The organism is Commensalibacter communis (genome assembly GCF_947179105.1).
Lineage (GTDB): Bacteria > Pseudomonadota > Alphaproteobacteria > Acetobacterales > Acetobacteraceae > Commensalibacter > Commensalibacter communis.
This window is the reverse complement of record NZ_CAMXCK010000007.1, coordinates 34,780-54,566: the sequence shown is the minus strand read 5'-3', so window position 1 is coordinate 54,566 and position 19,787 is coordinate 34,780. Positions and strand designations below refer to the sequence as shown.

Genomic DNA, 19,787 nt, shown 5'->3' with positions numbered 1-19,787 from the left:
ATTTAAAAAGGGTTGAAATTATTCAATCCTTTTTTATTGATTAAATTACAATACTACATAAATAATTGATTTCTTTTTAAAGAAAGGGCTTTGTTTTTATAAAAATTATGATAATTAAAAAGTGTATTTTTAATACATGTTTAATTTATTTTAATTAAAGAAAACAAATGAAACACTATGCAAAAAATGGTGTCATTAGCCATCTGACATCAGAAGATCTCGAACGGTTAAATAATAATCCCGTTAACCGAGTCTTGAAATGGATATTATTATTTACGGCTTTATGCTGTTTTATTTTAATGGGGTGGGCCACTGGTTATACTTACGATCATGCTCCGCCTATTCCTCAAAAGATCAGCTCTATAGACAATCATACTATAATCACCCAAGATGATATATATCTTGGGAAACAAGGATTTCAAAGAGCAGATTTGATTGATTATGGTAGTTTATATGGTATGGGCTCAATGTTTGGTCCTGATTATACCGCATTAGCTTTGGTTGAGCTTGCTAATGCCACTCAGAATTATCTAGCGCAAGAACAATTTAATAATTCTTATGAAAAGCTGCCAGAGGATCAACAGTTTCGTATTCAAAAACAAATGCAATCTATGTTGCATGGCGTTGATTTGACTCAGCAAGATGTAAAAATTGCACCCCCTTTTGCCAAAGCAATTGCCGATGTAAGAGAGCAATTGTCTCAACAATTACTCAAAGATGATCCAAAGGCAGGATATTCCCGCGCCAGATCTTTGGATGCAGTTGGTGCAAAGAATACGTCTGATTTTATTATTTACACAGCATTAACCTCTGTTGGACATCGTCCTAACAGTAATATTTCTTGGACACAAAATTGGCCTTATGAGCCGATTGTTGGAAATGTACCAACTTCTGAAACTTTTATATGGACGTGGGTTGGTATTTGCTTTGCTTTTGCAGGATTTGGGTTTGTTATCTTGATTAACAAACTTTGGTTATCTGGTGAAGATAAGGGAGCCATGGATCAAGTCATTGCAGGCTTTAATGGTTTAACTCCTAGTCAAAGAAAAGTTGGAAAATATTTTATATTTGTAGGTTGTATTTTCTTAATACAAATTTTAATGGGCGGATTAATGGCTCATTATTATTCAGAGCGTGCTGACTTTTATGGCTTTCCGATCGGAGAATATTTGCCCTTTAATTTTTTGCGCAGTATTCACTTGCAAACACCCATTGTTTGGATTGCTTTTTCGTGGATAGGAGCGGGATTGTTTCTTGGTCCAATTGTCAGTGGTAAAGAAGCAAAATTTCAAGGGGTATTGGTCGATATTCTATTTTATGCTTCCGTCGTCGTAATTGCTGGTATCGTTGTTGGTAATTATTTCAGCCTTATGGGATATATGCCTAAATTATGGTTCTGGTTAGGAAACCAAGGGAATTCTTATTTAGAACTTGGTCGGGATTGGCAATATGCTTTCTTTGGCGCGCTTTTATTATGGAGCTATCTTGTTTTTCGTGCATTTTGGCCAAATAAACATATTTGGCAGGAGGCGCGGAGGTCATTTTTTGTCGGTAAAATTCGCCTTGAACATTTATTTTGGATTTCAACAGTCAATATTGCTTTGTTATATGTCTGTGGCATGATTCCGATGTTTGAAGTTGGAAAATCCTATACGATGGATGATTTTTGGCGTTGGTGGGTTGTGCATTTATGGGTTGAAGAATCTTTTGAATTCTTTGCTGCTTGCGTGACTGCTTACTTGTTGATGGGTATTGGTTTGGTTTCCCGTCAATTGGCTGAAAGAACGGTTTATTTTGAGTTAATTTTAATCTTTCTTGGTGGTGTTATTGGAACGGGGCATCATATGTATTGGGCGGGTGAACCTTCTATTTGGATCCCAATGGGAAGTATGTTCTCTTTTATCGAAGTGTTGCCTTTAGTATTGCTAGTCATCGAATCTGTCGATCAATATCGTATTATTAATCAACATAATGAATTTCAATATAAGCTTGCTTATATGTTTATTATTGCCGCAGCAGTATGGAATTTTGTTGGCGCTGGTATTTTTGGGGGCGGGGTTCTTAATGCTCCTCTTGCTAATTATTATGAACACGGAACGTCTTTGACGCTTAATCACGCACATACTGCAATGTTTGGTGCTTTTGGATTATTAGGCTTGGGCATGATTTATTTCTGTCTACGTTATGCCGCTGGAAATAAATATCCGTTTATAGAGAGATGGGGATATATTGCATTATTTTTATTTAATATTGCCCTTGTTTTATGGACTTGGTTAACATTTTTCCCAGTGGGCTGGCCGCAATTAAATGCTGTTTACGAACATGGTTTGAATTTCGCAAGAAGCCTTTCATTCTATGACACTAAAACTCTTTGGCAATGGATGAGAATGTTTGGTGATATTCTCTTTGCGTGTGGTGCATTGATAATGGTATTTGATTTTCTTGTTAAATTAAAACCCTTCTTTATAAGAAATCGTTAATTCGTTTTTTTTAAATTATGTATGAAAAACCCTAGATGATTAGTTCTAGGGTTTTTTAATGGTATGTATAATGTTGATTATTGATATGTATATATATAAAGTTCAAAGTAATTCAATGGAGTAATTTATAATGCTTGATATTTGTTATTTAATATCAGCTTATGATCCAGATTTTTTTAAACATAATTATAAAATTAAATATGTTAGACATAAAGATTCACGGTAGCAGTATAGAAAGATAACTCAGAACTATATTGATGAGAAATCACTTTTTGCATATCAAGAGGATCAACCAAATGCGGTTTTTAAGAATATATATTATATTATTTCTTTTGTAGGTTTAGAAGGGACTAAAGCTTTATTTTGGAGCGTTTTCAAAGTCGGGCAAGTCACGCTAACGCCGAGCAATAGTTTTTTCTATGAACTTGAAGAAGTTAAAATCTTTCAAGATTTAAAATTCAGAGTTGTTGTTGAATGGGGAAAAGCTACGTTAAGGTGGCATCAATATCTTAATGAACATAATAAAAAACAACTGATAGAGGTTTATCCTCCTGGCTATATTGGTAATTTTCCAGGTTACGATAATATTATTTTATCTTTTGCTCAGTTAGAACGGTTGGTTCAAAACCAAGACGCAAATAAAGATTGGTTTTATGCTTTATCGAGTATTAGTGCTGTGTATTTAATTTGTGATAATTCTAATGGCAAACAATATATTGGCTCTGCTTATGGTAATAAAGGTGGTTTGTGGAAACGATGGACGGATTATGTTTATACAAAACATGGTGGTAACAAGCAGTTAAAGACTATTTATGAACAAAATGAAAATCAGCATTTAAATTTTACTTTTTCTATTTTACTCATATTACCAAAAGGGATGAGTAGTGAAGAAGTATGTAGATATGAAAATTTGTATAAAGAAAAATTAGGAAGTCGAGTTTATGGTTTAAACTCAAATTAATTGAATTTAACAATATGACAATATATTGACAATATATTGTCATATTGTTAAATTGTTGTCATTATGACAATGCAAACTATATCTCAACAAAATAAAATTATTATTGGACTTTTCAGAGCCTATCACGATATCAGCTTGATCGGCGATCAGTTGGCATCTGAGCATGGATTGACGACCTCAAAATGGAAAGTGTTGGGCGCAATACGGCTGGAAAATACCGCATTAACCGTGCCACATATTGCTCGACTGATGGGGTTAACCCGCCAAGCGGTGCAACGAACGATTGATGAGTTGTTAAAGCTGGAATACATCCGACAGCTTCATAATCCAGCGCACAAAAAATCCTTTTTGTTTCAACTGACAAGCTTAGGTGAGGAAACTTTTGACGCCATTAATATAGAATGGAATAAAATGGCTACAACCATTTTTCAAGATCTAAACCCTCATGATATTGATAGTACCGTCAATGTGTTAACGCAGATGATAACCAAAAGTGAGGCGATGAAATGACCAAGAAATCTCTGTTATCCTTCTCACATAGGACTGCTGGAATCATTGCTTTAACGATGTTGATGATCTTTTGGTTTTCAACGGTGATAACAGAGTTAATGGGTAATGTTGACTATATAAAAAATGTTAAATCTTGCATTCCTTACGGCTTCATTTTGCTTATTCCTGCACTGATGATCGTGGGGGGAACAGGATTTAAATTGGCGGGGAAGTTGCAAACACCTATTCTTCAAAAGAAGAAAAAACGAATGCCTTTTATTGCATTTAATGGCTTGGTGATTTTAATTCCTTGTGCTTTTTATTTGCGGTATCTTGCAATTCATGAACAATTTGATCTTGTTTTTGTATTTATACAAATAATTGAATTGATAGTAGGTGGCATTAATATTGCCTTGTTGATATTGAACGTAAAGGCAGGGCTACAATTAGTTAAAAATAAACAAGTCAAAACCTCAAAATAGTTCTGATTTTTTCCATCATATAGTATGTTGCATACGCTACACATTAATATTACTTTTGAAATATTATATTTTATTCTTATTATAGAAAGATAGTTTGTTATTATAAAATTATATATTTTGTAATTATAGTAAAATAGTAAGATTAAGATGATAGAAATTGAATTAGTCCAATTGAAATGTAAGGACGGAGATCCTGAGTATAATTTAGGCAAAGCATGTCATGCCATAATGAATTGTGCAGCTTCAACCGATTTATTGGTGTTTCCTGAAACTTATTTAAGTGGTTTTCCAACCAACGAGAATTTAAAAGCAATATCACAATCTTTGAACGGTTCTCATGTTCAAACATTACAAACACTTTGCAAAGAAAAGAATGTCGCCACTGCGATTGGCATGGCAGAGGAACACGAGGGTAAATTTTATAATACTACCGTGTTTATTACCCCAGAGGATGGTCTGCTTGCTTATTATCGTAAAACGCATTTATGGCTAACGGATCATGGTATTTTTGATGCCGGGGATCGGTATAGTTGCATTGAATGGCGAGGCATTAAAATTGGATTCTTGATTTGCTTTGATATTGAATACCCTGAATCTGCCCGTGCATTAGGAGAGCTAGGAACAGAATTATTGATCGTTACCAATGGGAATATGGATCCCTATGGGTTAACCCACCGCACAGCGATTATGGCCAGAGCGCAAGAGAATCATATGTTTGCGGTGATGACTAATCGTGTAGGTCATGGAAATGATGATTTAGTTTTTCACGGTGGTAGTTGCATGGTCAATCCCATGGGGCATTTGCTGTGCGAGGCTGGTCGTGAGGAATGTCACATCAGAATGACGATAGACCCTAAACATATGACTCAATTTGAAACTGAATTTAATTATTTAAAAGAACGCAGAATGCAAATAACGGGTCACAAAAAACAACATCATGCCAAGCATTCAGACTGGATTATTTCCTAATTATTCTTGGACTTCTTTTTAAACGATATATTTTTTAGGAAAAGAACTTGTGCCTCATTTAACACGAACTCTTTCATTAGCAGCGGTGGTCTTATTTGGTGTGGCTTACATGGCTCCCATTATTGTTTTGGGAACATTTGGAGAGCTGGCCAATGAAACCAAAGGCAATGTTCCAATGGCTTATTTGGCCGCTGCTGTTGCGATGTTTTTCACCGCATTAAGTTACAGCCATATGGCCAAAGCCTATCCCGTTGCAGGGTCTTCATATACCTATGTTCGTAAATCAATCAGTAATAAACTAGGGTTTTTAGCGGGTTGGGTTATTTTACTAGATTATTTCTTTATCCCGATGGTGATCTGGCTGATTGGGGCTTCTTTTTTGCATGACGCGTTTCCAAGTATTTCTTTGAGCATTTGGTTGATTGCTTTTATCGTTGTGACAACGGTGATTAATGTTATTGGATTAGAATTTGCGAAAAGTGTGAATAGTCTCTTAATGATTATTCAAATTTTAATAATTGCGGCATTTGTTGCTTTGAGCATTCACTATATAACAACGGATGGCACAACGCCCTTATTTTCGTTAAAACCATTTTGGAATGAACATGCACATTTATCCTATATCTTGGCCGGTGGGGCAGTTGCTTGTTATTCATTCCTTGGGTTTGATGCGGTTACGACACTTGCTGATGAAACAAAAGACCCACAAAAAACAATCCCCAGAGCGATTATTTTGGTGACGTTGGCAGGCAGTGTTCTTTTCATTGTCACCTCTTATTTTGTGCAATTGGCTCATCCTTCGTTTGCGTTTCAACATATTGATTCCGCAGCGATGGAAATTGCTAAAAAAATTGGTGGGGATGTGTTTGTTTCATTCTTTCTGATCGGTTTAGTGGTTGGGCAATTTGCGTCTGGTGTTTCTGCACAAACAAGTGCGTCACGTTTATTATATGCGATGGGGAAGGATAACGTCATTCCAAAGAATTTCTTTGGGAAATTAAATAATCGTTTTTCAACACCTGCTAATAATATTCTTTTATGTGGCGTGATTGCGTTGATTGGTACCCAAATAGATGTGTTAACCGCTGCATCTTTTATTAATTTTGGGGCGTTTTTAGCGTTTATATTTGTCAATTTATCAGTTATTAATCATTTTTGGGTCAGAGAAAAACAACGTTCTGGATTACAATTTCTCTCTTATCTCATTTTTCCGGTAATAGGGTTAGGAACAACTTTTTGGTTATTTATTAGTCTGGATAAACTCGCATTTACGTTGGGTATAATCTGGTTATGTCTTGGTATTATTTATCTAGCATTTTTAACGGATATGTTTAAAAAAGATCCACCAGAAATGCAATTTGATTAATATGATTGTTACCAATAAAAAAGCCCTTTATCGTGATGGTAAAAGGGCTTTTTAAATTGTCAAAATAGAGTTTAAACTATTTTAATTCAAACCATGCTTCGACTTCGACACACGCATTCATGGGTAAACAAGCCACTCCAAAAGCAGAGCGTGCATGACGCCCAGCATCGCCAAGGACTTCAACAGCAAGGTCAGAGGCACCATTCATAACAACCGCCTGTTGAGTAAATTCTGGAACGCTGGCAACAAAGCCACCAAGGCGAACCAGTCTCTTGATTTTTTCCAAGTCAACTAACGCAGCTTGAGCTTGTGCAAGGATATTGATCATACAAAAATGGGCTGCTTTGGCACCAGCATCGACATCGACATCTTTGCCTAATAAGCCTGTTGCGAATAATTTGCCATCGACCAAAGGAAGTTGACCAGAAATGATCAAATTATTTCCAGTTTGCACGGTTGGTACGTAATTTGCTACGGGTGCAGCAGGAGTTGGCAGAATAATTTTTAATGCTTTCAGGCGTTCTTGTATGGTTGGCATACTGCTTTCCTTTAACTAACCAATTTGAATTTGCGATTACGAGGATGCGGTGAAGAAGGAGGAGTTTCATCATCCTCTGGTAATTCCAAAGGTAACATAGGAACCATATCCTCACCAACATGTAAATTATTGGGCGCATCGGCAAGGGGTTCATTTAAATAAACGTCTGACAGCACTCTGAAACTATAATCAAGGAATGAGGTTGCATATAAAGCATTTGGGTCGCCTTCTACAGTGCCAGCAATTCCAAATCGACTATAGGCAAATTGCGTCACATATTCTTTCAAAGGAGCACCATATTGCAAACCAATACTGACAGCTTGGCTGACGCTCTCTAATAACCCTTTGACCATTGCGCTTTCTTTTGTCGCAGCAATAGAGACCTCGCCAAGGGTTCCGTCTTCATATTCCCCAGTGCGTAGGAATAGTCCACGGCCAGCAATACTTGCCTTTTGGGTAATTCCTTTACGACGTGGAGGAAGAGGCACTTTCGTTCCACGGGTCAGCATTGCTTTTGCTGACAAAGGATAGGTAATTTGATGCGGTCTTGCAGGCATATGGGTTACAAAGCCTGCCAATGCTTGGTGCATGGCATAATGGGCTTGCATAGAAGGTGGCGTTAGAATTTGCTCCCCAGCAAGAGAGGCTGCCAAAGCAGATTCTAAGGTTAATCCTTTATGGGCCAATCTGGCCAATGTACTGAAATTTAAGAAACCATCTTCTCTTAAAGGGGAAAAAATTGGTGCCAATCCACATGCTTCTGATCCCAGCAAAAGGTCACTTGGGTTGCCAGGTAAAGAAAAGCTGGTATCAATTCGTTCCAAGCGAGATTGTGGCTCATCAGAAGCCAATGCCCAGATATCTTTGGCGGTTGAAGCAAGCTCGGGTAACGCATTCCAATCAGGGGATAAAGGTAAGAAGTCAGCACCACAACCAGCATTGGCTAATAAAGTAGCAAAACAGGTTAAGCAACAGGCGATATCTCTGCCGTCATTACTGTCATAGTCAAAACCAAGTTGGGCCAAACACGCATCTAAATTAGAAAGGTAAAGAATACCAGCGCTCGGTTGAGGGGTCAGCTCTAATTGGTGATCGTCATTTTTAGGATGCACAGACTCTGTTAATTCTAAAAAGGGTAGTTCGCCATTCATGAAATTGGCTTGTTGTCTATATAAAACGCGCAGCGTTTCAACTGCTATTTGCAATACATGCCGATAGGATTGGGCGTCAAACCCAGTCTCAGCAGAGGCAAAAGCCGCCAGATTAATCGTAATCCCTAATTTTTGGCTGGTATCATGTTTCCAAATGCTGGCATTCGGACAAGCCTGTCTTTGTAAAAGGATCTTTTCCCAATCATGCATGGTGAATTGATCGGTTTGCTCACAAAGAGGCAATAACCAATTTGCCGTTAAAATCTCAGCTTTGATAGGGGATACATCTAACAGATGCTCGGGGCATAGTTGAAGGATCGCCGTTGCTGCGTTGCTTTCCCAATCTTCTGGGATTGTGACAGAATATAAAGGTGCATCGGGGTCAATCGCAGTTTGCAGATTGCGCATCCTAACGCCATTCCAAAGATGTTGTGCTTTCATAATAGATAAAGTCTAATCACTTTTTATATGAAATATAAGCAGGATAATGGCGTAAATATTTATACAGCCCTATGGATATAGTGGATATTGTGGATAAAATTTATTCTACCAATAATATTAGGACAACGGTGCTATTGATGCACTTTGGGTCTTATCAACGAGAGTTTAATATATAGGATAAGACTATAATCAATTATCCTTATAATAAGTAAGCTGTACTATATAACTACTGAATAACTACTGACTAAAAAATTTAATTAAAAAAGTTTTTTGCTCTTTTTTGATGAAAAGGGTATATTTTTACCTAAGAGAATTCTATACAAGAATTTGAAGTAATCGTTATTAATAGATGTATATACTGAACTAGGATCATGACAACATTTGGAACACGCCTTCACACGATGTTTAAAGGACGCTTGGTTGGCAAGGACGCGGACGGGCGTTCGTATTATGAATCTCGTAAACAAAACCGCCTTGGCGGTGGGGAGCTCCGTCATGAGCGTTGGGTTATTTATAAAAAAGGCGAGGATCCCTCTGCGGTTCCTCCTGAATGGTGGGTATGGTTGCATCATGGTGCGGATGCGGCAGTTCCTGTTTCAAAACGCCATCCATGGCAAGCACCATATCATGCTAATGCCACAGGTACTGCCAAAGCATATCATCCACAAGGTAGCGATTATGATGGCGGGAAACGGGCAAGAGCAACTGGCGATTACGAAAGCTGGTCTCCAGAAGAATAGGTAAAGTTTAGTCATAATGGTTGTTACTTCTTCAAAAAACACACGACAAGTTTTTGAACTCATTACAGGGTTTGTTGTTATTGCAGCATTCCTGACCAGTGTTGTTTTTGCCATTATTGGACATGGGCAGAGTAAAGACAGTGGATACCCTTTAAAGGCTTCGTTTGAACATATCGACGGACTAAGCGTTGGATCAGATGTTAAGCTGGCGGGGGTTACGATTGGTCAAGTGACCCATGAAAAAGTAAATCCTAAAGACTTCAAAGCGACGGTTACCTTTACAGTGCGTCCTGATGTTCGGTTACCTGTCGATACCGCAGCAGTGATTACCAGTGACAGTTTATTGGGTGGGAAATATATTGATCTCTCACCTGGTGGCGATGATGCGGTTTTGAAACCTGAACAATTTTTAAGCCATACTCAAGGCTCTATTAGTCTGCAAGAATTGCTGAGTAAATTTATTTTCTCTGTCACCGATAATAAAACCAAATCAGATAATAAACCGACAGGAGAGACGGCTCCTTCTTCGAAATTAGAGTAAGGAGTTATCAAATGATCGAGTATCCTATATGGGTTCAATCGAATCAAGAGCCTGTTGCCTGCAAAGAAAAAATTAAAATTTTAAATGAAAATTATGCAGAACTACGGCAAATGATGCGAGACTCTTTTGATGATGCAATGATTATGGGGGTCGATGAACAGGCGATGCGGAATATATTAAAACAAATAGTGGATCAGTTGCGGAGTCCAATGGTGTGAAAAATAGTTCTATTGTTTTATTGATGTGTTTATTTTCAGTTGGTGGGATGAGTGCGAATGCTGCTCCTTCTGATAATTCATCTGATAATGCTAAACAATCTGTGTCAGAAAATATTTGGTATAGCCAACCCAAAGCAAAAATTCGTGTGTTGAATAAATTGGAATCTAGCGTTACGACATTGACTATTCCTGTCGGTGGAACTGCAGAATATAAAACATTAACCATTTCCATTAGCAAGTGTGTTGTCAGACCTGAGAATCTATCACCAGATAGTGCGGCTTTTGTAACTATCAAAGATAGCAAATTGCCTATGAATCCGTTTAATGCGTGGATTTTTGTGGCAGAACCTGGGGTATCTGTATTTGAGCATCCTCTTTATAATGTCAGTATTGCTGGATGTGCTGGTGAGATAGATAGTAAACCACTCGTCGTAAAACCATCATCAACTTCGACAACAGGGCAAACGGGGCAAAATGCGCCAAATGATATAGAGCAATCTTTGGAACGTTCTATTCAATCTCAGCATTAAGATTATACAGAATATATAATAAATAAAGCATTAAGCTTTTGTGTATAACGGTTTATTTGTTATAAATAATATGATTCATATTAATTTACTAATTGTTGGATTGCTTAGTTTTATAGTAAAATGTAACGGTTTGCGATTAATTATATTCTGAAAGTTTTTTTTGTGTCTTATCAACAGCGACAACATATTAATAATCTTGTAGGAATCTCGATAATTCTTGCAGGTCTGTTTGCCTTGGGATTTGCTTGGTTGGCACAAAGTATATGGAATATGGCTCCTTGTGGTTTATGCTTGCTGGAGCGTTGGCTCTATCGTATTTTAATTGCTGCAGGAATATTGTTGTTAATGGCTCGTGGAGCATTGGTTCCGTGGGCAAAAGCGATCATTGTCTTGATTCTAGTAGCTAGTCTTGGGTTATCCTTTGTTCATATTGGTGTGGAAGAAGGATGGTGGGCCAGCCCGTTACCAGAATGTTATGCGGTTGCAAGCAATACTCAAGATTTATCAACACGCTTTATGGAAATGCCCGATCGTCCTCATAAACCTTGTGATCTACCATCTTATTTATTTGACTGGTTGCCTATTTCTTTGACAATGATGAATGGGCTATATTCACTTGTTCTATTAATATGGGTGCTGATTAGTAATCAAATTGAAAAAAATTGTTCTGGAAAATTTCGTTAATTATTTGGTTTAAGTTATATAAAGTTTAATTTATAACGCCTTCAAGGAGCGCTTCTTTTGAAAAATTTTTATTCTCTTTATGAACATAATTTCTTAAGAGGAGCGACATGTAATTTTTCTGTGAAACTCGCTGATCCTTTTGCGAACGCTCAACATATCATCGAGCTCGCGGTAAAGGCGAGCCAAGAAGGGGCTGGGTTATGTGTTTTCCCTGAGCTTTCTTTGACAGGTTATTCTATAGAAGATCTCAGATTACAACAGATTTTGCTCGAAACAACCGTCAAAGCTATTGGAAAAATTTGTGATGAGACAAAAGAGTTAACTTCGGTTTTAGTCATTGGTGCTCCGATTATATTCAAAGGTGCACTATATAATTGTGCCGTAATAATGCATAAAGGGCATCTTTTAGGGATCGTTCCTAAATCCTTTTTACCCAATTATCGTGAATTTTACGAAGCTCGTCAGTTCATTAGTGGACAGCATATTTCACAAGAGGAAATATTATTATTGGGGCAGAGAGTGCCTTTTGGGGTAGATTTACTTTTTACCGCCATTGATTATCCTGATTTTGTAATGGGTGTTGAAATCTGTGAAGATTTATGGGTGCCGATTCCTCCCAGCAGCCATGCTTGCATTGCAGGGGCTACGGTAATTGCGAATCTATCTGCAAGTAATATTACCATTGGCAAAGCGGAAAAACGCACATTGTTATGCCAAGCTCAATCATCCCGAGGGATTTGTGCCTATTTATATGCAGCAGCAGGGCAAGGGGAATCATCAACGGATGTTGCATGGGATGGACAATTATCAATCATAGAAAATGGTCAGATTCTGGCGCAAAGCGATCGTTTCCCAGAAGGGCAAAATTGTTTAATTGCAGATATAGATTTGGATATTTTGCGTCAAGAACGGTTGCAAATGGGCAGTTTCCATCAAAATGAATCTGCGCGTTATCGATATCGCACGATTGAGTTTACACTGAAACCTTCATTTGACACGTTTGGGTTAAAGCGACCTTTGGAACGCTTTCCTTTTGTGCCTTCAGATGCGCACCGATTAGAACAAGATTGCTTTGAAGCCTATATGATCCAAGTTGCTGCGTTAAAGCAACGGATCCAAGCCATTGGAGCAAAGAAGCTGGTCATTGGGATTTCAGGTGGGCTCGATTCCACACAGGCTCTATTAGTGGCAGTTCAAGTTGCTGACGAGCTTCAAATGGGTAGGGATGCTATTTTAGGCTATACCATGCCAGGATTTGGGACAAGCTCTGAAACTAAGCAGAATGCTGAAGCTTTGATGGAGACCTTGGGTATTCAATGGGAATGTTTGGATATTCGCCCCGCAGCTGAACAAATGTTAAAGGATATGAAGCATCCTTATGCAGAAGGTCAAGCCGTTTATGACGTAACCTTTGAAAATGTGCAGGCTGGGTTAAGAACAGATTATTTATTCAGATTGGCCAATCATCATCATGGCATTGTAATTGGCACGGGCGATTTATCTGAATTAGCATTAGGATGGTGTACTTATGGTGTGGGCGATCAAATGTCGCATTACAACGTGAATGGTGGGTTACCTAAGACATTGATACAACATTTAATTCGTTGGGTCATTCAATCTAAGCGTTTTTCTGATGAGGCAGAGGATATTCTACAACGGATTCTAGATACCGAAATTTCACCAGAATTAATTCCATCCCAGGATAGTAAAACTCTGCAAAGTACTGAGCAAAAAATTGGCCCTTATGCGCTGCAAGATTTTAACTTATATTATATATTACGTTATGGATTAAAACCTTCAAAAGTAGCTTTTTTGTCTTATTCTATTTGGTCAGATATCCAACAAGGTACATGGTTAGAAGGTTTTCCAGAAGAGAAAAAGAAAGCCTACCCATTATCTGAAATCCGCCACTGGTTAGAGGTTTTTGTTAAACGCTTCTTTGCATTCAGTCAGTTTAAGCGTTCTGCTATGCCGAATTCACCCAAAGTCTCTGCTGGAGGAGGGTTATCTCCACGTGGAGATTGGCGCGCACCCTCTGACGGGAACGCCACGATTTGGGTGAATGAGTTGTTAGAGAATGTGCCAGAGGGCTGAGGAGTTTGCGATTATACTGTAAAGACCACATTGCTTTACAGTATAAAGACTAAGAATAAATAATTATTAATTATTTAACTTTTTATAATTTTTACAACCTTTTATGTTTTTATGTAAGCAGGCTTGTTTATAGTATTCTTTGGCTTTTGTCATATTTACTGGAACGCCGGCTCCAGCGTAGTACATTACACCTATATTATTATATGCTGCTCCATATTCTTGAGTAGCAGCTTTTTGATACCATTCTATGGCTTTTGTATAGTTTCTTGGAACGCCCAGACCTTTTGAGTATAATATTCCCAAGTTATATTGAGCAGCAGCTACATTTTGCTCTGCTGCTTTTTCAAGAATTTCTTTTGATTTAGCATAGTCTTGTGGAACCCCATTTCCTTTTTGATACATGTTGCTGAGGCCAATCATAGCATCTGTGTTTCCTTGTTGAGCAGCTTTCTCATACCATTCTTTAGCTGCAAAAGGATCTTTCTCAATACCATTATCACCATTTTCATATAGTTCAGCAAGAAGTTCCTGTGCTTCTGCGACTCCTTTGTTTGCATCTTGTTTTATTAATTCAAGTTTTTCTAGCGACAACTCTTGTTCAGCAAAAGCGTGGCTTGTAAAACAAGTTAATCCAACAGCAATAAACAAGGTATATTTTAACTTTATTTGTAATTTCCTTTATTGAATCAATTTTATTATATGAAATTAATGCATCTAAACACTTATTACAAAAATTTTTATTTTTTATAGTTTTCTAGAATTAGGCAAAAAAATACTGCAAAGCCAAGGTGACTTTGCAGTATTATAAAACGTCAATTAATGTATGACTTACTTATTTTTTATCATGTAGTCTTTTATAGTTTATGCAACCTTGCTTGCTTTTAAATTCACAAGCTTTTTTGTAGTTTTCTTCAGCTTTTTCTTTGCTTTTAGAAACGTCAATTCCGTGTTCACAGATAACGCCTGTATTGTTAAATGCGTCGCCATATCCTTGCATAGATGCTTTTTGATACCATTCAATGGCTTTTTGGCCGTCTTTTTTGACGCCTCTGCCGTTTTGGTACATAACACCAAGGTTATATTGGGCAACGGCATCGCCTTTAGCAGCAGCTTGTTCAAAGAGTTCTCTGGCTTTTGTATAGCTTTTTGGAACGCCCATACCTTTTTGATACATATCACCAAGGTTAATCATCGATGGGACATTGCCTTGTTTGATAGCTTTTTCATACCAATCTCTGGCTGTGAATAGGTTCTTTTTTACCCCATATTTTCCATGTTGATAGACTTGCCCTAAAATGCTTTGAGCTTGAACGTCACCTTGATTAGCTCTTTGTTTCATGGTTTCTAATAATGCTGGGGTCATATTAGGTTGATTGGCTAAATCTTTTCCAGCGATTGCATTTTGTTTCACCACTTCAAGTTGTTGAGGGGTAAGCGGTTGTGTTTGAGGTGTAATCGCTTGAGGTTGTGGTTGAGGTGCAGGGGTAATAGCAAAAGCACCACTAGTTAAACAACTAAAACCAACAGCAGCAAGTAAAGCATATTTTAGATTCATCGAAAATCTCCCTATAATGTTTATTACCTGCTAATATATATAAAAATTACATTTTAGTCTCGTATTTTTATTAACTGGTTGATGATTATCTGTTTTAATTTTTTCGTTACGATAAATTTAACATCATTTATAGAAATTTATTTTGTTATGCTTCTGCTCTGTATGGATTTGAACGGTTACTGTATTGTTGTTTTGAGTAATATTATAAATTGTTTTGCCAACACTCAATTGATTAATAATGATTTTTAAATTGTTGTGAGAAAACCATTCGTAAGATATTCCTAGGTCATCCCCATCATTTTTAAATACATATGATCGTGTTTTCCCGATTTTTGGGAGAGGATATTTCAGAAAATGTCTAATTGATGAATGTTTTTTCAGTTTTTCATGTATATCTTTGATGGTTTTGTTGGGATAAATGCATAAAAAATCCGAAGTCCCTCTAAAGGGTTTATCTTTATTTAACTCTTTGCAGTATTGATCAAAATCGGCTTTGTTTTGTTCTATTTGGTGAAAGTCATAATAATTGAGTCTTAACAATTTGCTTTGATTTATCATCCAATAAGCTAATGTAACGCTCTGGATTTTCTCTTTATTTTTAGAGTAAGGTGGCGGTGGAGCAGGATAGGGATTAGGGTTGGAGATAATTAAAAGATTACTGTCAGACTTGTGTTCAATTGAGAATTGAGGATATTGTTTATCTCTTTTATAAGCGTTGCCTAGACTGGCGATATCTTGCCCTGTTTTGACATCAGTAATATAAGTTGTAATACAATCTTTTCCACATTGTTTTGTATAAATAATATAATGTCCTGCATAATTTACTTTTTCGTTTTCCAAAGCAGCTTGGCGTTCAGAAAAGCTATTATCGTAATATTGATTTGGTATAGCGGAATGATTTATCCCAGAATAAATTTCTGTAACAAGATAATTAGCAAATTGCGGTGCATGTGCTAAAACGGAAAAAGGGAACAATATGAGTGCAATGAAAAGAATTTTTTTCAACAGAGGTAATCTTTCTTTAGTTGATAAAAAAAGCCTATATTACAAGAATATAGGCCGATCGTTTATTCGTTGTTCTTTTTCTTGATCCATGGGGATTCTTCGGGCAAGACAAGTTTAATCCAAGGGTGTCGTTCGGCAAGGTACGACGTCACTTTGGGTTTATGGTATGTTTGTTCAGTGACAGTGCTGGTCATAGAAGAAAAATGGGCTCGATATTCAGCTATAGCGTCTTTTGCTTGAGTACCTTGAATACCTAATTCAGCCAGACGACACCAAATATCGTAATCCTCCCAACCCATTGCATCGCGTTGCACATAATAGCCGCCTGCTGCTGCCCATGCCCATTTGGCTAACATCACCATAGCATCAATATAATTCCCAACGGTTAATCGTAAAGGATGAAATGGCACATGCCCACCTGTTGCTTCACCAGCACCAAAATGACGCAAGTGAGGATAAGCATATCCAATTGCAGTATTTTTAATTTTTTCTAAAAGCTTTTCACATGTGTTAGGTAACAAACGATTATCGGCATCAAGTTGCATGGAATAAAGGGTTTCACTTGCTGCAATGCCAATATTCCTTGCACCGCCAAGCCCTGTGTTTTTGAGGGAACGGTGAAGTTGCAAGCGATTGAAACGGTTCTTATGCTCTTCTGCCCAAGCGATAATCAGATCAACGGAATCATCAGCAGAACCATCATCGACGATAATCATATCAATATGTTTTAAGGTCTGTGCCCTGACTGATTCCATCGCTTCTATAATAAACTGGCTGTAATTGTATGACGTAATGATGACGGTAACTTCGGCTTCTTGTAACGCATCATGGTCGAATAGGATTTCGCTTTCTGGAATGATGGGCATACTCAGATTTTTATATTCTTTGCGTGCAATCATCGTTTCCATTGCTTGCGCAGCCCCTTTTTCTCCTGTGAGGCTTAAAAGCATTGTATCGCATAGATGCGACTGACGCTGTATGCTGAAATTCCATAAAACGTCATGATAAGCATCTCGCGCCATTTGTTGGCGTAAAGAAGGATCATCAATGAGTTTTAGTAAATATTCTTCCCATTCTTCTGTGTTCTTGGCTAAAAAGCCAGTGACTTCATGTTGAATACATCGCGTTAACGGCCCTGTGGGAGATACGACAGAGCAAACATTCGCTAATGCAGCCTCGAAGAATTTAAGCTCGCTTTTGGCATTACAGAACACATTATCCGCTTCCAAGGGTGCGATGGAAATATCCAAACGTGCTAACTCTTGGGGTAGTTGTTTTAAAGGAACCGTGTCACGCCATTCAATACGATCCTGAAAATCATTCAATTCTGGAAATTCATTCATATGAAGAATAGGGCGATGGTTATCAGGTTCTCTGAATAAAACTAAACGGACTTGAGGGCGTTTTTTGAAAATTGATAATAAGGCAGGGGTGACCAAAGCAAAGTCGCGCTGATGGGTGCGTGTGCCAGAAGCATAACCAATTCTGATATAGTTATCATCTTTGTGAGCTTTATTAATACGACTGAAAAAACGTGAAATGCGCACACAGTCGTCATCAAAAATATTAGGTAGAGTAAATACCAATGGGCCAGCATGTTTTGGAATGAGTTCTTGCGCCATATGCACGCGCATTTCTTGAGTTGTGGCAACTGCAAAGTCAGTGCGCATCAGAGTTTGTTTCATATTTCCAAAGGTACGAGATGTTTCTGCTTCTGTCGTACCAATAGTGCGAATACCATCAATAATTTCAATATAGGCAAAGTGAGGCTTAAAGACGATATCATCTGCATCAAATGCGGTTAATGTATTATATTCTTTTGCCAACTCAATAATTCCAAGAATGTGACCGCTAAATTCAACTCGCCATAGGATCAGAATATCTGCCCACTCAATATCTTGGGGGGAAATATCAGCAGCATGAATAACTTTGGCTTTGTGTCCAGCCATGATGCATGCTGCTGCATTACGATGGCAACGATAAACAACACCAGGGGTATTAGGTTCACCAGCAATAAAGATAATGTGACAAGGACGATGGACAGATTCTTCTCGAGTTAAAGGGGACTCAATGGCGCTATCTAGAATTAAAGGATCTATGTTACGATGCTCTTTGTCGGGTAAAGGAAGTTCTGGCGCAGGCAAAAAGGTCAGAAGTTGTCGTAGTTTCTTTGGAAAAAAAAACGTAATAAAGCGGTATTTTTCTAATAAATATTCGATGCTTTTTAATTTCTCTTGTGTATTCTCTTTCCACAATGTGAATTGACGAAGAGCATCGTCAAATTTCTGTAGCTCTTGGGTTGATGCGTTAAGTTGATTATGTTGCGCCGCTAGCTTTTCTTGTAAAGCTGAGATTCTTTCTTGTGCTGTCTCTTCGCTCTTTTCGACGGTCTTTTGAAGTGCTTTCTCACGATAGTAAATATCTTGTTGTAAGAGATATGTTTCTGTTTTTGCTTCTACGATCTGCTTTTTTGTATTTATGTTGTTTATTATATTGGAATTAAGCTTTAATCGCCAATATTCATCTATGACAGCACAATGCCTTTTAAAAGCATATTCTAGTTTGGGGGTATTTTTTAAGGCAAATAATTCGTTCAATATTTTACATGTTGGCACACCAGTATGTAAGATTACTAATCCTTGATGGTGCGAGAATTCTAGAAACGGATATTGTATTTTCCATTGATTAATCAAGTAACGATTTTGTTTAGCAATCGAATTTTGACAATACAAATTATTAAAAATAAAAGTCGTATCTGCTGGAATGCTTTGTTCTGCAAATGATAAAAGGGGATTGCTCTTGATAATGTCATTGCTGATATCTATATATATTACAGAAAACGCGGTGAAATCTATCTCTGGCGTTAGAGGGATAAGCGTATTAATTTGTTGGGGATTGTTGAACTGGCTTATATTGCTATAACATTCGCTATTTATGGTAAGTGATTGTACTAAATTGCAAAAAAATGCCTGTGTACCCTGTTCTGTATTATCGAAAATTGCTATTTTCTGAGGATGTGTTTTCGTTAAAAGCCAAGTCAAAAATGTTTGATGAGGATGTAAACTATTAAGTGACGTGGGAAAAGACGAAAAGAAATACTCACTCTGATAATGTAACATTTCTTTTAAAGAAATGGTATCCAAAGAGGAAGGAACCTGAGTCATAATAATGTTTCCCACACGGTGTTAATTTTGTTCTATTAATTGCGGTTTGATCTGTTATAATGGTGTGACTTTAAATACATATAATGTAAAAATAAATAAAAAAAATTTTATTTGAAAAGGTTGCTTTAACAAAAAGATTGCTTTTTATGTGCGTTTTTTCATATGATGTGTGGGAGTTATGAGAGAAAATAACCATATCGAATTGAATATTAATTTTAGATTGATTTTGAAACGAAGATTAGAAAGTAACAATAAGATTATTTTAAGTTTTAATATCAATCTATAAATATATATGTTGAGATCAGTAGGGTTATTCTTGATTTGTAAACCTTATCATTGAGTAATGTACTTAAAGGTCCATTATGAGGTCTAAGGCATA

Annotated in this window: 18 protein-coding genes; 12 read left to right on the top strand and 6 right to left on the bottom strand. The window is 37.2% G+C overall.

Going from position 1 to position 19,787, the window contains the following annotated elements:
• Positions 1 to 167: 167 nt before the first annotated feature.
• The 6 genes from PQG52_RS10145 (at position 168) to PQG52_RS10120 (ending at position 6,747) form a co-directional block, all read left to right on the top strand.
• On the top strand, positions 168 to 2,480 hold the full coding sequence (locus PQG52_RS10145) for a nitric-oxide reductase large subunit (RefSeq protein WP_271829353.1): 2,313 nt from the start codon (positions 168 to 170) through the stop codon (positions 2,478 to 2,480).
• A gap of 616 nt (positions 2,481 to 3,096) precedes the next feature.
• Positions 3,097 to 3,441: a GIY-YIG nuclease family protein gene (locus PQG52_RS10140; protein WP_271829352.1), complete on the top strand. Its 345-nt coding sequence runs from the start codon at positions 3,097 to 3,099 to the stop codon at positions 3,439 to 3,441.
• Between the two features lie 63 nt (positions 3,442 to 3,504).
• On the top strand, positions 3,505 to 3,951 hold the full coding sequence (locus PQG52_RS10135; RefSeq protein ID WP_271829351.1) for a MarR family winged helix-turn-helix transcriptional regulator: 447 nt from the start codon (positions 3,505 to 3,507) through the stop codon (positions 3,949 to 3,951).
• Complete coding sequence (locus tag PQG52_RS10130; RefSeq protein ID WP_271829349.1) at positions 3,948 to 4,412, top strand: hypothetical protein; 465 nt, start codon at positions 3,948 to 3,950, stop codon at positions 4,410 to 4,412. Before PQG52_RS10135 ends, PQG52_RS10130 begins: the two co-directional genes overlap by 4 nt.
• 147 nt (positions 4,413 to 4,559) lie before the next feature.
• Positions 4,560 to 5,381 (top strand): carbon-nitrogen hydrolase family protein, encoded by an 822-nt coding sequence (locus tag PQG52_RS10125; RefSeq protein WP_271829348.1) that lies wholly within the window; start codon positions 4,560 to 4,562, stop codon positions 5,379 to 5,381.
• Positions 5,382 to 5,430: 49 nt separating this feature from the next.
• Positions 5,431 to 6,747: an APC family permease gene (locus tag PQG52_RS10120; protein ID WP_271829347.1), complete on the top strand. Its 1,317-nt coding sequence runs from the start codon at positions 5,431 to 5,433 to the stop codon at positions 6,745 to 6,747.
• A gap of 76 nt (positions 6,748 to 6,823) precedes the next feature.
• Here the strand turns inward: PQG52_RS10120 and PQG52_RS10115 are convergent, their stop codons facing one another.
• Together PQG52_RS10115 and PQG52_RS10110 are read right to left on the bottom strand one after the other, a co-directional pair.
• Positions 6,824 to 7,285 (bottom strand): RidA family protein, encoded by a 462-nt coding sequence (locus PQG52_RS10115; protein ID WP_271829345.1) that lies wholly within the window; start codon positions 7,283 to 7,285, stop codon positions 6,824 to 6,826.
• Between the two features lie 11 nt (positions 7,286 to 7,296).
• Entirely contained in the window at positions 7,297 to 8,844 is a 1,548-nt protein-coding gene (locus PQG52_RS10110) for a TSCPD domain-containing protein (RefSeq protein WP_271829344.1), read from the bottom strand.
• Between the two features lie 404 nt (positions 8,845 to 9,248).
• Here PQG52_RS10110 and PQG52_RS10105 point away from each other — a divergent pair, with 404 nt between their 5' ends.
• The 6 genes from PQG52_RS10105 (at position 9,249) to PQG52_RS10080 (ending at position 13,684) form a co-directional block, all read left to right on the top strand.
• The gene (locus PQG52_RS10105) at positions 9,249 to 9,617 is read left to right on the top strand and encodes an NADH-ubiquinone oxidoreductase subunit NDUFA12 family protein (protein ID WP_271829343.1); all 369 of its coding nucleotides are present in this window, start codon (positions 9,249 to 9,251) and stop codon (positions 9,615 to 9,617) included.
• A gap of 16 nt (positions 9,618 to 9,633) precedes the next feature.
• Positions 9,634 to 10,158, top strand: coding sequence for an outer membrane lipid asymmetry maintenance protein MlaD (gene mlaD, locus PQG52_RS10100; protein WP_271829342.1), 525 nt, complete (start codon positions 9,634 to 9,636; stop codon positions 10,156 to 10,158).
• 11 nt (positions 10,159 to 10,169) lie between these two features.
• Complete coding sequence (locus PQG52_RS10095) at positions 10,170 to 10,376, top strand: hypothetical protein (RefSeq protein WP_271829341.1); 207 nt, start codon at positions 10,170 to 10,172, stop codon at positions 10,374 to 10,376.
• Complete coding sequence (locus PQG52_RS10090) at positions 10,373 to 10,906, top strand: DUF2155 domain-containing protein (protein WP_271829339.1); 534 nt, start codon at positions 10,373 to 10,375, stop codon at positions 10,904 to 10,906. The genes PQG52_RS10095 and PQG52_RS10090 overlap by 4 nt, the downstream gene beginning before the upstream one ends.
• 162 nt (positions 10,907 to 11,068) lie before the next feature.
• Complete coding sequence (locus PQG52_RS10085; RefSeq protein ID WP_271829338.1) at positions 11,069 to 11,590, top strand: disulfide bond formation protein B; 522 nt, start codon at positions 11,069 to 11,071, stop codon at positions 11,588 to 11,590.
• Positions 11,591 to 11,647: 57 nt separating this feature from the next.
• A complete protein-coding gene (locus PQG52_RS10080) occupies positions 11,648 to 13,684 on the top strand; it encodes an NAD(+) synthase (RefSeq protein ID WP_271829337.1) in 2,037 nt (678 codons plus the stop codon).
• A gap of 66 nt (positions 13,685 to 13,750) precedes the next feature.
• Here the strand turns inward: PQG52_RS10080 and PQG52_RS10075 are convergent, their stop codons facing one another.
• The 4 genes from PQG52_RS10075 to PQG52_RS10060 form a co-directional block, all read right to left on the bottom strand.
• Positions 13,751 to 14,332 (bottom strand): tetratricopeptide repeat protein, encoded by a 582-nt coding sequence (locus tag PQG52_RS10075; RefSeq protein WP_271829335.1) that lies wholly within the window; start codon positions 14,330 to 14,332, stop codon positions 13,751 to 13,753.
• 184 nt (positions 14,333 to 14,516) lie between these two features.
• Positions 14,517 to 15,239 (bottom strand): tetratricopeptide repeat protein, encoded by a 723-nt coding sequence (locus PQG52_RS10070; RefSeq protein WP_271829334.1) that lies wholly within the window; start codon positions 15,237 to 15,239, stop codon positions 14,517 to 14,519.
• A 123-nt stretch (positions 15,240 to 15,362) separates the two neighbouring features.
• Complete coding sequence (locus tag PQG52_RS10065; protein ID WP_271829332.1) at positions 15,363 to 16,244, bottom strand: hypothetical protein; 882 nt, start codon at positions 16,242 to 16,244, stop codon at positions 15,363 to 15,365.
• 62 nt (positions 16,245 to 16,306) lie between these two features.
• Positions 16,307 to 19,408 (bottom strand): glycosyltransferase, encoded by a 3,102-nt coding sequence (locus PQG52_RS10060; RefSeq protein ID WP_271829331.1) that lies wholly within the window; start codon positions 19,406 to 19,408, stop codon positions 16,307 to 16,309.
• Positions 19,409 to 19,787 lie beyond the last annotated feature (379 nt).

Coding starts and splice junctions, on each gene's coding strand:
- PQG52_RS10145 (WP_271829353.1), top strand. CDS start 168: ATGAAACACTATGCAAAAAATGGTGTCATTAGCCATCTGACATCAGAA.
- PQG52_RS10135 (WP_271829351.1), top strand. CDS start 3,505: ATGACAATGCAAACTATATCTCAACAAAATAAAATTATTATTGGACTT.
- PQG52_RS10130 (WP_271829349.1), top strand. CDS start 3,948: ATGACCAAGAAATCTCTGTTATCCTTCTCACATAGGACTGCTGGAATC.
- PQG52_RS10125 (WP_271829348.1), top strand. CDS start 4,560: ATGATAGAAATTGAATTAGTCCAATTGAAATGTAAGGACGGAGATCCT.
- PQG52_RS10115 (WP_271829345.1), bottom strand. CDS start 7,285: ATGCCAACCATACAAGAACGCCTGAAAGCATTAAAAATTATTCTGCCA.
- PQG52_RS10110 (WP_271829344.1), bottom strand. CDS start 8,844: ATGCGCAATCTGCAAACTGCGATTGACCCCGATGCACCTTTATATTCT.
- PQG52_RS10105 (WP_271829343.1), top strand. CDS start 9,249: ATGACAACATTTGGAACACGCCTTCACACGATGTTTAAAGGACGCTTG.
- mlaD (WP_271829342.1), top strand. CDS start 9,634: ATGGTTGTTACTTCTTCAAAAAACACACGACAAGTTTTTGAACTCATT.
- PQG52_RS10095 (WP_271829341.1), top strand. CDS start 10,170: ATGATCGAGTATCCTATATGGGTTCAATCGAATCAAGAGCCTGTTGCC.
- PQG52_RS10070 (WP_271829334.1), bottom strand. CDS start 15,239: ATGAATCTAAAATATGCTTTACTTGCTGCTGTTGGTTTTAGTTGTTTA.
- PQG52_RS10060 (WP_271829331.1), bottom strand. CDS start 19,408: ATGACTCAGGTTCCTTCCTCTTTGGATACCATTTCTTTAAAAGAAATG.